At 58.2% G+C, this 12,453-nt stretch carries 11 protein-coding genes; 5 read left to right on the forward strand and 6 right to left on the reverse strand.

Annotation, left to right across the window (positions count from 1 at the left end):
• Window positions 1-187: 187 nt before the first annotated feature.
• The 6 genes from betA to WHX55_RS20485 form a co-directional block, all read right to left on the reverse strand.
• The gene (gene betA / locus WHX55_RS20460) at window positions 188-1,876 is read right to left on the reverse strand and encodes a choline dehydrogenase (RefSeq protein WP_150726062.1); all 1,689 of its coding nucleotides are present in this window, start codon (window positions 1,874-1,876) and stop codon (window positions 188-190) included.
• Between the two features lie 17 nt (window positions 1,877-1,893).
• Window positions 1,894-3,468, reverse strand: coding sequence for a cytosine permease (locus WHX55_RS20465; protein ID WP_353741189.1), 1,575 nt, complete (start codon window positions 3,466-3,468; stop codon window positions 1,894-1,896).
• A gap of 246 nt (window positions 3,469-3,714) precedes the next feature.
• The gene (locus WHX55_RS20470; protein WP_151215139.1) at window positions 3,715-5,226 is read right to left on the reverse strand and encodes an aldehyde dehydrogenase family protein; all 1,512 of its coding nucleotides are present in this window, start codon (window positions 5,224-5,226) and stop codon (window positions 3,715-3,717) included.
• 53 nt (window positions 5,227-5,279) lie between these two features.
• A complete protein-coding gene (gene speB, locus WHX55_RS20475) occupies window positions 5,280-6,281 on the reverse strand; it encodes an agmatinase (protein ID WP_057714206.1) in 1,002 nt (333 codons plus the stop codon).
• A 247-nt stretch (window positions 6,282-6,528) separates the two neighbouring features.
• Window positions 6,529-6,810: a hypothetical protein gene (locus WHX55_RS20480; protein ID WP_353741190.1), complete on the reverse strand. Its 282-nt coding sequence runs from the start codon at window positions 6,808-6,810 to the stop codon at window positions 6,529-6,531.
• Between the two features lie 321 nt (window positions 6,811-7,131).
• Window positions 7,132-7,428 (reverse strand): hypothetical protein, encoded by a 297-nt coding sequence (locus tag WHX55_RS20485; RefSeq protein WP_353741191.1) that lies wholly within the window; start codon window positions 7,426-7,428, stop codon window positions 7,132-7,134.
• Window positions 7,429-7,922: 494 nt separating this feature from the next.
• Here WHX55_RS20485 and WHX55_RS20490 point away from each other — a divergent pair, with 494 nt between their 5' ends.
• The 5 genes from WHX55_RS20490 to gcvH all read left to right on the forward strand — a co-directional run bounded on the left by WHX55_RS20490 (window position 7,923) and on the right by gcvH (window position 12,430).
• A complete protein-coding gene (locus WHX55_RS20490; RefSeq protein ID WP_353743072.1) occupies window positions 7,923-8,135 on the forward strand; it encodes a hypothetical protein in 213 nt (70 codons plus the stop codon).
• Window positions 8,136-8,158: 23 nt separating this feature from the next.
• On the forward strand, window positions 8,159-9,025 hold the full coding sequence (locus WHX55_RS20495; protein ID WP_353743073.1) for a phage integrase Arm DNA-binding domain-containing protein: 867 nt from the start codon (window positions 8,159-8,161) through the stop codon (window positions 9,023-9,025).
• Window positions 9,026-9,150: 125 nt separating this feature from the next.
• Window positions 9,151-10,065 (forward strand): LysR family transcriptional regulator, encoded by a 915-nt coding sequence (locus tag WHX55_RS20500; protein ID WP_150725973.1) that lies wholly within the window; start codon window positions 9,151-9,153, stop codon window positions 10,063-10,065.
• A gap of 68 nt (window positions 10,066-10,133) precedes the next feature.
• The gene (locus tag WHX55_RS20505) at window positions 10,134-11,642 is read left to right on the forward strand and encodes a sigma-54-dependent transcriptional regulator (protein ID WP_150671676.1); all 1,509 of its coding nucleotides are present in this window, start codon (window positions 10,134-10,136) and stop codon (window positions 11,640-11,642) included.
• A 404-nt stretch (window positions 11,643-12,046) separates the two neighbouring features.
• Window positions 12,047-12,430: a glycine cleavage system protein GcvH gene (gene gcvH, locus WHX55_RS20510; RefSeq protein WP_150725972.1), complete on the forward strand. Its 384-nt coding sequence runs from the start codon at window positions 12,047-12,049 to the stop codon at window positions 12,428-12,430.
• Window positions 12,431-12,453 lie beyond the last annotated feature (23 nt).

Consider the following 12,453-nt stretch of genomic DNA (forward strand, 5'->3'; position numbering starts at 1 on the left):
TTGGGGTCTCAAGGAATTACAGACTAGCAATGGCGACGTAACAGCAACGCACTATTTTCCTGAAAGCACCGTCGCCCCCTGTAGGAGCGAGCCTGCTCGCGATGAGGCCATCAGATTCAACAGTGAAGTTGACTGACAGACCGCTATCGCGAGCAGGCTCGCTCCTACATTGGATTGCGGGGTGTGGTCAGACGCGGACGTTACGCCCCGGCAACGAAGTACGCTGGCTGCTTTCCCAGCCTTCCACCAACCCCACCGGCACATCCGCTGACGGCAACATCTGTGCGCCACGCACCAGATCCGAGGCCCGCTCGGCAAGCATGATGGTCGGCGCATTGAGGTTGCCGTTCGGCTCGGTCGGGAACACCGACGAATCGATCACCCGCAGACCGGCGATGCCACGCACGCGCAACTCGGAATCGACCACCGCCATGTCGTCCTCGCCCATGCGGCACGAACCGCATGGATGGTAGGTGCTTTCCAGGTTGTCACGCACGAAGGCGTCGAGGTCTTCATCACTGGTCACCTGGGCGCCCGGGGCGATTTCGCCATCGCGGAAGCGGTCCATGGCTTTCTGGCCGATGATCTCGCGGGTCAGGCGAATGCAGCGGCGGAAGCCTTCGCGGTCCTCTTCCCGCTCCAGATAGTTGAAGCGGATTTCCGGATGCTCGTACGGGTCGGCCGAGCGTACTCGCACATAGCCGCGACTTTTCGGCTTGTTCGGCCCGGTCAGCACCATGAAGCCATGGCCCTTGATCGGCTTGTTGCCGTCGTAGCGCATCGCTGCCGGCAGGAAGTGGAACTGGATGTCCGGCCAGCGCAAGCCCTTCTCGGAGCGGATGAAACCACCGGCCTCGAAGTGGTTGGTGGCGCCCAGGCCGTCCTTGAACAGCAGCCAGCGCAGACCGATCATCAGCTTGCTCAGCGGGTCCATCTTGTTGTTGAGGGTCACCGGCTCCTTGCAGCCGAACTGGATGTACACCTCGGCGTGATCCTGCAGGTTCTCCCCTACTCCCGGCAGGTCATGGCGTACGCCGATCCCGGCCTTGCGCAGGACGTCCGCCGGGCCGATGCCCGAGCGTTGCAGCAGGTGCGGCGAGCCGATCGGCCCGGACGAGATCAGCACTTCGCGGTTGCAATACACCTGGTGAGTCTGGCCACCGTGGTCATACATGACCCCCACCGCCCGCTTGCCTTCGAGGATTATCTGACGGGTCATCGCATGGGTGATCACCGTCAGGTTCGGACGGCCCATGGCCGGGCGCAGGTAGGCGTTGGCCGTGGAACAGCGCACGCCGTTCTTCACGGTCATGTGCATCGCGCCGAAACCTTCCTGCATGTAGCCGTTGCAGTCTTCGGTCTTGATGTAGCCCGCCTCCGCGCCGGCTTCGACCCAGGCACCGTACAGCGGGTTTTTCATGTGGTTGCCGTTGGTGGTGTGCAGCGGCCCGGTCTGCCCGCGATAGCTGTCGCCACCCGACTCGTAGCTCTCGGCGCGCTTGAAGTACGGCAGGCAGTTGCGATAGCCCCAGCCTTCGGCACCCAGGGATTCCCACTCGTCAAAGTCCAGCGCATGGCCACGGATATACACCAGGCCGTTGATCGACGACGAACCGCCCAGCACCTTGCCCCGTGGGCAGTGAATGCGTCGGCCGTTGAGGTGGGTCTCCGGCTCGGTCTCGTAGCGCCAGTTGTACTTCTTGGTGTTCATCGGGATCGAGAATGCGCTCGGCATCTGGATCACTACGCTCTTGTCACTGCCGCCGAATTCCAGGACCAGCACCGAGGTGGCCGGGTCTTCGCTCAGGCGGTTGGCCAACACACAACCTGCCGAGCCTGCCCCAATGATGATGTAGTCGTATTTTTGCGTAGACATTCTTTGCGTGGTCATGACTATCTCCCGACCGTCGATTCAGTGAAAACCGGCACTGGCTGCTGTTTGTGGGTCAGCGTGTCACCGGTGGTGTATTGCGGGGAGTTTTTCTCGATCTGCTGGATCACCGCCTCCTCGCGCTTGAGATCGATCGAGCGGCTCAGCCAGTAGTACGCCACGCCCGACACGATCAGCCCGACCAGCCAGGCGATGTCGATGCTGCCCAGCGCCTTGGCGAGCGGGCCGACATACACCTCGCGTTGTTCAACGCCGTCGTAGATGTAGAAGAACGGGATCATCGAGATAAAACCGATCGCATAGGCGGCGATACCGCGCAGTCCCCAGCTGCCGTAGATGTTGCCGTGGGGCATGAAGAAGTGCGGGATGGCGTAGCGGCCCTTGCGCACGAAGAAGTAGTCGGTGAGGTTGACCGAGGTCCAGGGCACCAGGAAGTACAGCATCACCACCAGGTAGATCCCCAGCACCGACAAGCCTTTGCCGGAACTCTGGATGCTCAGGGCCACGCCCAGTTGCAGCAGGATCACGAAGCCGATGGCCAGGATGCGTGCCTTGCGGGTGGGTTCGATGTGCTTGATCGAGTCGACGCAGGTCAGCGTGGTCAGCTTGGCACTGTAGATGTTCATCGCGATCACCGGCAGGAACGCCAGGATGGTGACCACCACCACTGCCGTGCCCACCAGCGGCGACACGGTGTTGCCGACTTGCCCGAGGGCGACCAGCACGTCAGTGGAGTGCAGGTGATCGGCCAGCCAGCCACCCACGGAAATCATCCACGCACCGGACAGCGACGCCCCGAGGAACACCACCGCGATCAGTTTGCCGCTGGAGGTGTTTTTCGGCAGGTAGCGCGAGTAGTCCGACACATAAGGCGCATAGGCGATGTTGTAGCTGGCGGCCGCCGCAAACTGCGCGATGAAACCGGTCCAGTTGAAACCCAGCGGTTCCCGGGCCACTTCGCCTTCCGCGAGTGCCGGCAGCACCGCATCCGGCACCCAGCCCATCACCACCGCCACGGTCACCAGGCCGTACAGCGGCAACGACAGGTATAACGCCCATTTGAAGCTGCGGTGCATCCAGTCATGGCCGAGAATCGCCAGCACCGCCGCCGGGATGGTCACCGCCACCGCGATCACCGCCGGGTTGAACCCGAACAGCGTATGCAGCCCCTGCATCATCAGCACCAGGTTGACGATGTTGAAGCCGGCGAACACGAACAGCGTTGCGAGCAGTACCAAAATCACCCCGCGATAACCGAACTGTGCACGGGACTGGATCATTTGCGGCAGGCCGAGGTGCGGGCCCTGGGAGCCGTGGAACGCCATGAACAGCGTGCCGAACATGATGCCCAGCGTGCCGGCCAGCGTGGTCCAGAGCGCGGTCAGGCCGACGCTTGGGCCGACGAAGCCGATGGTCATGGTGAAGAAGGTGAAATTGCCGAGGAACCAGAACGGGCCCTGACTGGCCAGCTTGTCGGTGCGCTCGTTCTCGGGGATGAAGTCAATCGAATGCCCCTCGACGACGGATTTTTCGTCGAGGCTGGACACGCTCGGGGCGGACTTGGCGTTAGTGTTCATGATGGACTCTTATTGTTGGAAGATCATGACGAGATAACCGCGTTCTTTCGGGTGAACGACTCCCACAGGGATTGAGTCAGTTGCCCGTGCCTACCTGGCGTTGTTGCTGGAATCGAAAACCTGTGGGAGCGAGCTTGCTCGCGATGGGGGCGTGACATGCAGCATTGATGTTGACTGACAGTCCGCTATCGCGAGCAAGCTCGCTCCCACAGGGATTGCATTGTTCCTTGTCTTAACTGATCAGCGTCAGCTTGGCAGCGTGATCCACACCGCCTTGGTTTCGAGCAGGTAGTCGAGCTGCTCGGCGCCCAGGTCCTTGCCGAATCCGGACTGTTTGTAGCCACCGAACGGCATCGACGGATCGAGGGTGCCGTGGGCGTTGACGTAGACCGAGCCTGCTTTCAAGCGTGGGATCAGGCTGTGCACCTTGCCCAAGTCGTTGGAATACAGCGCCGCCGCCAGGCCGTAAGGCGAATCGTTGGCCAGGGCCAGCGCTTCTTCCTCGTCATCGAACGGTGCGGTGACCAGCACCGGGCCGAAGATTTCTTCCTGGACAATGCGCATGTCGTTTCGGCAATTGGCAAAGATGGTCGGCTCGACGAAGAAGCCTGGGCCATCGATCGGTTGGCCGCCGTAGACCAGTTCGGCGCCTTCGGCCTTGCCGGTTTCGATGTACTCGGTCACGCGCTGCTTTTGCAGGGCCGAAACCAGCGGGCCGATGAAGCAATCAGGATCCAGGCCCGGGGCCATTTTCAGGGTGCGCGTGTAGGCGATCAGCTCACGCAGGAATTCGTCGTAGACACTGCTATGAATATAGGCCCGTGTACCGGCGTCGCATACCTGCCCGGAGTTGAAAAACACGCCGTTGGCGACCGCTTGGGCGGCGGCCGGGATGTCGGCGTCGGCGCAGACGATGACCGGTGATTTACCACCGAGTTCGAGGGTCAGGCGCTTCATGTCATCCAGCGCTGCGCGGCCGACAGTCTGGCCGACCGGGGTCGAGCCGGTGAAGGTCAGTTTGTCGATGCCCGGGTGGGTGGCCATGGCCGCACCGACCACGCTGCCGCGCCCGGTGACGATGTTGATCACGCCATCCGGAATGCCCGCTTCCTGCACCAGTTCAGCGAAACGCAGGGCCGACAACGAAGTCAGTTCGGCGGGCTTGACCACCACGGTGCAACCGGTCGCCAGCGCCGCGCCGAGCTTCCAGGCCATGGTTTGCAGCGGGAAGTTCCACGGCACGATGGCGCCGACTACGCCTACCGCTTCCTTGCGGGTATAGGCAAGGTAATTGCCCGGCAGCGAAGGTTCGACGGTACGGCCATGCAGCTTGGTGGCCCAGCCGGCGAAGTAACGCAGGGTATCGACGGTGCCCTGGATGTCCACGTCCTTGGCGAAGGCAACCGATTTGCCCATGTCGATGGATTCGATTTCCGCCAGTTCCGCAGCGTTCTGCTCGATCAGGTCGGCCAGGCGCTGCATCATGCGCTCGCGTTCGGCCGGTTTGGCCTGGCGCCAGGCGCCGCCGTCGAACTGCGCGCGGGCGGCTTGCACGGCGCGGTCCAGGTCATCGGTGGTGCCCATGGGAATGCGGGTGATCAGGCCTTCGGTCGAAGGTTCGATCACATCGGAGGTCTGGCCATCGCTGGCTTCGACCCAGGCGCCGCCGATGAACATTTTCTGGACCTTGCCGAGGAAGGTCTGGGTGGCTTCGCTGACGCCGAATTTTTGCAGGTAACTTTTGACGATCGTGTCCATTTTTATTCTCTCTGCCCGGCAGTCAGAGCCTGCCGGGTCACTGGTTTCGATGATCAGGCTGATGCGGTTTCGCTCTCGGCGGCCGCCCGCACCTTGCCACGCTCGTGGAAGATGAAACCGATGCTGTTGAGCAGCAGTTGCGCGGCCAGGATCGAGGTCATGCCGGTCGGGTCGTAGACCGGCGCCACTTCCACCAGGTCCATGCCGACGATGTTGCCTTTGCTGCGCTTGGCCAGGGCCTGGATGATTTCCAGCACTTCGTAGTAGAGGAAGCCGCCGTGGCTCGGGGTGCCGGTGCCGGGGGCGATGGACGGGTCGAAACCGTCGATGTCGATGGTGATGTAGTAGTTGATGTTCTGCGGGATCAGCGCCAAAACACCTTCGACGCCAAGGCGACGCACGTCACGCACCGAGAGGATTTTCGAACCGGCTTCATGGGCCGCTTCGTAGTCATCGCGGTTGGACGACGACACGTTGCGGATGCCCATCTGGGTCATGCCGACGATGTGGTTCATTTCCGAAGCACGGCGCAGCGGGTTGCCGTGGCCGTAGCGAACACCGTGGCGTTCGTCGACGAAATCCAGGTGCGCATCGAAGTGGATGATGTGGATCGGGCCGCGGCCTTCGAAGGCCTTGATCACTGGCGCGTGAACCGAGTGGTCACCGCCGAGCACCACCGGCATCACGCCGGCATCGAGGATCTTGCGCACGGCGTATTCGGTGTTCTTGTTGCTGGTGGCCATGTCGGTGTGGACGATGTCGGCATCACCGACGTCGACCATGCGCACGTCCGATGCGGTGAGGTACATCACGTCATCTTCGTGGTCGTAGGCGCCGGCGTGGCCGAAGGAAAACAGCGTCGATGCTTCGCGAATCCCGCGTGGTCCGAAGCGTGCGCCGGAGCGCCACTGGGTGCCCATGTCGTTGGGCACGCCGAGCACCGCAACGTCGGCATCCAGTGCATCCCAATCGGTGCACACCGGGGATTTGCCAAAGGTGCAATGACCCACGAATGGCAGGTTCAGGCGACCGGATTCATAACCGTTGTTCGACATTTCTAGCCTCTCCACTTCTTGTTATCGGCTTGACGGACTGCAAGGCGACCGCCGTTGGAAAGACTATGGGCGCAGGTTTTCGTGGAAAAAATGCTAAACATCAGATACTCATATCGGTATTCCCGATGCATCCCCATGCCGGAGGTCCAAGATGATCCAGCTGCACGATGTCGACCTGAAGCCACGCAAAATTACTCACAGAACTGTTGAAGAACGTGAGTTCCTGGGAATCTACAGTTAAAGCCATTTAGAACAGGACATTCAGCTTGTTGTTAGCGGTGTTCAGTGTGGCCATTACTCTTACAGCGCGTTCGCCGTAAAATTTCTGGACAATGCCGTCATATACACAAAGTACACGCCCCTCCTCTGACGAGTATGAACTACCGCTATCTATCAACACCAAATTGAACACTTCATAGCTTCGTGTGATGTCTGGCCTGAGCTTCTTGCAAATAGCTTCGTGGCCAGGTTCGTCAGCAATTGCCATAAATGGCACAAGCAGGATCAGTGGGGCAAGTAGCTTTTTCAATCTGCCATCCTCAACGAACTTCGACTGTAAACCTTTTGTTTTCTGTATTCAGCAGTGCAACGAGCATTACGGCCCTATCGCCCCAAACCTCTTTTACAACGGCACTGTAGATACAATTCACCAAAAACTCTGACACCTGTGGATTGCCAGCAGGCTGCCATACCACTTTGTCTACGTCATAGTTTTCGACGATATTTGGTATCAGTTTATTGCAGGCACTATTCGTAGCCGCCACCGCAGATAGTGGAGTCAGCAGTGCAAGTAATGCTAGAAACGTTTTCAGTTTGTTTCTCCAGGCAGAGTGCGCAATGAGGGGATCAGTTACATGAATTCAACAGTGAACGTCTTCGCTGCCGTGTCTACATCTACGTAAACCGCTACGGCAATACTATTGTTGATTACCGCAAGGTCGGGATGGTACGCAGCAGTATACAAACAATGAATAATAGGCACCTCATCCTTTGACAGCACAACCCCCGAGGGTGTCAAAGCAATATTGGATAGGGGATAGCCCTTTTGAATATCAGGAATGAGCACCTGACAAAGCTTCTCTACCTTGTTTTCTGCCATAGCGGATAGAGGTACGAGTAGTGCAAATATTGCTAGAAGCTTTTTCACTGTGTTTCTCCAATTTCGTTTGATCACCAAATACAGACACTTAAACTACATGGACCTAATAGCGTACCTGCCAGTTGTAGTGTTGTAGTTTATTTCAGCGACAAAGGACTTGAGCCCGGACGAAAACAACACCCTAAAAGGGATGTCATCAGCAGGGACAGTACAAAATACTTTTTCACGTTCAATTCCATATGTATAGGGCTAATCAATCAGATTAGCTCGGAGATCTTAAAGGTCAAGAACGCAGCAAGAGATGCCATCAGCAGGAACAGTACATAATGCTTGTTCACTTATTCTCCAACTCCACATATATAGAGTTAATCAATTAGATTAGCTCGGAGGTCTTTAAGATCAAGGGCGCAGCATGGTAGGACGCGACTAGTTGCCTGTCAACGTTCAATATGTGCGAGATTTTTGGCGCTCTGCCTCTTTGTGCACACCCGTTAAATTAGCTCGGATTTCCTTTAAAAACAAAAGCCAGTTTTTTAGCAATGATGAAGCTCGAGTTAATTAAGATTAGTGAATTTGCAAAACGTCGCTGGGGTGTAAACGGCACTCCACCATGCAGCCAAGCAATACGCAATCAACTTAAAAATGGCCGCATTCCCGGCGAGCAAATAGGCAAGTTGTGGTACGTGGATTGGAGTGTGTACAGTAAAGCCGCAGGCAATGACCTGGTATCTATGGTGCTTAAAGGAACAGTGTAACGTCCAACAGGTCGCGCTTAAAGATTAACAAGGGTTTACCGCAAAACCTGTACTTCGATAAGCGCAGGTTATCTTACCCATACCGACGCCCAACAGATGGCAAGTGGTTTCAATTCGGCAAGGATCGTTTAAAAGCTATTGATGCTGCTATGCAACTGAACCTTACATTTATGCATGGTGCAGACCTTATTAGCAACGTGATGGCTAAGAGTCCTGAAGAGTCTGAAACCTTTAGCGCATTCCTTGCTCTTTACGAGGATGTGCTATTGCCGCCAAGAGGGTTGGCCAAAGCCACACTGTGTATGTATCGGGTTCACTTTCGGCGCTATCGCAAGGCTTTTGAAGGCAAGCGTGTTGATGAGATTACCATCAGAATGGTGGCTGAACTTCTAGACTCCCTGCCCCCCAGGTCATCGAACCAGTGTAGGAATATTCTGGTTGATATCTTCAATCACGCTGCGTCAAAGGGCCTGTGTCCTGACAATCCAGCAACGGTTGTGATTAAGCGTATCGAGAAGAAGCAGCGTAAACGCCACACAGCCGAAGGGTTGAGGGCTATACGGGAAGTGTCGCCAGTGTGGCTACAGAACGCTATCGACATTGCTTTGATTACTGCACAGCGCCGTAACGACATCCTCGATATGGCGTTCCAAGCGGCTAGGAAGGAAGCAGGTTGTTATGCTGGCTGGTCTGATGCTGAGTTGCCGGGCTTCCATGAGATACGAGCGTTCTCCCTTCACCTGTACAAGAAGGCTGGCAAGGATGGTCAAAAGATCGCTGGTCACGCTTCATCAGGGATGACCAAAAACTACCAGAAAGACCACGACGAAATCATCTGGTCAGAAGCAAATCCAGATCTAGATATCAGTGAGATTTCCGGGAAATTTTGAGCAATCCTTTTGCGCATCTGTTGCGCATCTGTTGCGCACGGGGTACACGACTGATGTGGAATTAGACCTGCATTTTCTGATTCCATGTCGGCGTTTCTGATTCATTTTCAGGCGGGAGTTTCCATGTGATCCAGCTACACGATGTCGATTTGAAGTTGCTCAGAGTGTTCGCTACGATTGTCCGTTGTGGTGGCTTTTCTGCCGCGCAGGCCGCATTAAACGCGGGCCAGTCGACAATCAGCGAACAGATGACGCACCTCGAAACCCGTCTTGGTGTGAAGCTTTGCCAACGAGGTCGAAGCGGTTTTCGACTGACCGAACAAGGTGTCGCAATTCACGAAGCTACACAGCGATTATTGTCCGCTGTGGAAAACTTCTGCATGGACGCCGACGTGCTCAAGCAGCACATCAGCGGCAAGCTCAACCTGGGGATCATCGACACCACGATCACCGACCCCGACTCGCCGATCCCGCGCACCACCCAGCGCTTCGTTTCACGGGGCCATGACGTGCACCTGAACGTGTACGTCGGCACCCCGGCGGAACTCGAAGAGCGGGTGCTCGACGGTCGCCTGCACCTGGCCATCGGGCACTTCCCGATCCATGTGCCGGGCCTGCTGCAATCACCGCTGTACCAGGAAGCCCTGGGTTTGTATTGCGGCCGGCGTCACCCGTTGTACGGCAGCCACGCCGAAGGTGAGGAGCTGCTCGAAGAAGTCGCTGCCGGGCGCATCGTCGTGCGCGGCTACATGCAGCAATACGACCTCGAACACTTGGGCGTGAGCAAGGCTGCCGCCACCGTGGACAACATCGAAGCCACGGCGATCCTGATCATTTCCGGTGCCTACCTGGGCTTTCTGCCTGAGCACTTCGCCGCCCAGTGGGTCAAGAGCGGCGAGATGCACCAACTGGCACCCGCAAGTCTGCGTTTGAAATCGCCGTTCGACGTGATCACCCGTCGCGGCACGGCACCGCCACCGATCCTGCAAGCGTTCCTCGAGGACCTGGCCGCCAGCACCCGTAAAACCGGCAAGCCGTGATGTGACACTCGCCAAATTCAAATTTTGCCGGGCATACTGATTCGGTTCGCCAACCTTGCAGGCCCGTCATGCGTATCCACGTCACCTTCATCGACCGCGTCGGCATCACCCAGGAAGTGCTGGCCCTGCTCGGTGGTCGCAGTTTCAACCTGGACGCCGTCGAGATGGTGCCGCCGAACGTCTACATCGATGCGCCGACCCTCGGCGCCGAGGTGCTGGAGGAGTTGCGCGAGGCGCTTTTCGACGTGCGCGGCGTGCAAGCGGTGACCATGGTCGACATCCTTCCGGGACAACGCCGGCGCCTGCAACTGGACGCGTTGCTGGCAGCCAGTTCCGACCCGGTGCTGGCGGTGGATGACCGCGGCCATGTACTGCTGGCCAACCCGGCGCTGATCGCCCTCTGCGGCCGCGAACCGGCCGGTGAGTCGCTGACCGCGCTGTTCGACGATGCCGATTTGCAACGCACCTTGATCGCTCAGCATTTCCGCCTGCCGATGCACGAGGTCAGTCTCGGCGGCCAGACACTGCTACTCGACGCGATGCCGATCACCGACGCCGGCGCCCTGCTCACCCTGTATCAACCGAACCGCATTGGTGAACGCCTGTCGGCGCTGCACCATGACCATGCCGAAGGCTTCGATGCGCTGCTTGGCGAATCGCCGCCGATCCGTGCGCTCAAGGCCCGCGCGCAACGGGTGGCGGCCCTCGATGCGCCGTTGCTGATCCAGGGTGAAACCGGTACCGGCAAGGAGCTGGTGGCCCGCGCCTGCCATGCCATCAGCCCACGGCACGACGCGCCGTTCCTGGCCCTGAACTGCGCGGCACTGCCGGAGAGCCTGGCCGAAAGCGAGCTGTTCGGCTACGCCCCCGGCGCTTTCACCGGCGCGCAACGGGGCGGCAAGCTCGGCCTGCTGGAACTGGCCGACCAGGGCACGGTGTTCCTCGATGAAGTGGGGGAAATGTCGCCCTATCTGCAAGCCAAGTTGCTGCGTTTTTTGAGCGATGGCTGCTTCCGTCGGGTCGGTGGTGACAAGGAAGTCCGAGTCAATGTGCGGGTACTCAGCGCGACCCACCGCGACCTGGAAAAAATGGTCGCCGAAGGGCGTTTTCGCGAAGACCTGTTCTACCGCCTCAACGTACTCAACCTACAAGTGCCGCCGCTGCGCGAACGCGGTCACGACATCCTGCTGATGGCCAATCACTTCATGCAACAGGCCTGCGCGCAGATCCAGCGACCGCCGTGTCGTTTGGCACCGAGCACCTTCAGCGCCCTGCTCGGCAACCGCTGGCCGGGCAACGTGCGGCAACTGCAAAACGTGATCTTCCGGGCGGCGGCGATTTGCGAAAACCCGCTGGTGGACATCGACGACCTGGACATTGCGCGCACGGCGGTAGAGCGGCAAAACGACGGCGAAGTCGGCAGCCTGGAAGAAGCGGTTGGCGACTTTGAGAAGAACCTGCTGGAGCAACTTTATCGCAGTTATCCGTCCAGCCGGTTGCTGGCGGCGCGGTTGCAGACGTCCCATAGCGCCATCGCCATTCGATTACGCAAATACGGGATTCCCGCCAAGCCCTGAGTGATCTGTCGGAACACATTGTCACCGACAACACATTCCCCTGTGGGAGCGAGCTTGCTCGCGATGAGGCCGTGTCAGTCGATATCAATTTTGCCTGTCACACCGCAATCGCGAGCAAGCTCGCTCCCACAGGGGATCAGTGGTGTTGCTGAATTTTTCGTCTGCAAATCGATACAGCGTATCGAAATCAAGACAAAACCCTTCCCACCCGCATTTACGGCGTCTGCGCCCACAGCCCTGCTTGTCTGTATTGATTTTAATACGGATGGAATCTCTCGCACTTAATAAAATCACATCAAGCCATTGATTTAAAACAACTAATCAACCTTGGCACCGCCCTTGCTATCACTCCTGCAACCCCGCTCGTCGCCCCGCCACGAGCCTTAAAACAATAAGGAGTTGAGATGAGCCAATTGCGTTTTACCGTCGATCACGAATGGTTGCGCCTTGAGAGCAATGGCCTGGTCACCGTCGGCATCACGGCGTTTGCCCAGCAGGCGCTGGGGGATGTGGTGTTCGTTCAGGTGCCTGAATTGGGCGCCTTCGATGCAGGCGCGGAAGTATCGGTGCTGGAGTCGGTGAAAGCCGCCAGCAGTATCGGCATGCCGCTGGATGGTGAAGTGGTCGAGATCAACGCGACGCTGGAGAGCACCCCGGAACTGGTCAACGAAGACCCATTGGGCGAAGGCTGGTTCTTTCGCTTCAAACCGGTCGATGCCCTGGCGTTGAGCGATCTACTGGATCAAGACGCCTATGAACGCCTGACCGCAGAACACGCCGACGCTTGAAGCCCAACCCTTCCACACAAGGA

The organism is Pseudomonas fluorescens (assembly GCF_040448305.1).
GTDB lineage: Bacteria > Pseudomonadota > Gammaproteobacteria > Pseudomonadales > Pseudomonadaceae > Aquipseudomonas > Aquipseudomonas fluorescens_BH.

Excerpts from the sequence above, each read along its gene's own strand:
- betA (WP_150726062.1), bottom strand. The coding sequence starts at position 1,876 with ATGTCTACGCAAAAATACGACTACATCATCATTGGGGCAGGCTCGGCA.
- WHX55_RS20465 (WP_353741189.1), bottom strand. The coding sequence starts at position 3,468 with ATGAACACTAACGCCAAGTCCGCCCCGAGCGTGTCCAGCCTCGACGAA.
- WHX55_RS20470 (WP_151215139.1), bottom strand. The coding sequence starts at position 5,226 with ATGGACACGATCGTCAAAAGTTACCTGCAAAAATTCGGCGTCAGCGAA.
- speB (WP_057714206.1), bottom strand. The coding sequence starts at position 6,281 with ATGTCGAACAACGGTTATGAATCCGGTCGCCTGAACCTGCCATTCGTG.
- WHX55_RS20490 (WP_353743072.1), top strand. The coding sequence starts at position 7,923 with ATGAAGCTCGAGTTAATTAAGATTAGTGAATTTGCAAAACGTCGCTGG.
- WHX55_RS20505 (WP_150671676.1), top strand. The coding sequence starts at position 10,134 with ATGCGTATCCACGTCACCTTCATCGACCGCGTCGGCATCACCCAGGAA.
- gcvH (WP_150725972.1), top strand. The coding sequence starts at position 12,047 with ATGAGCCAATTGCGTTTTACCGTCGATCACGAATGGTTGCGCCTTGAG.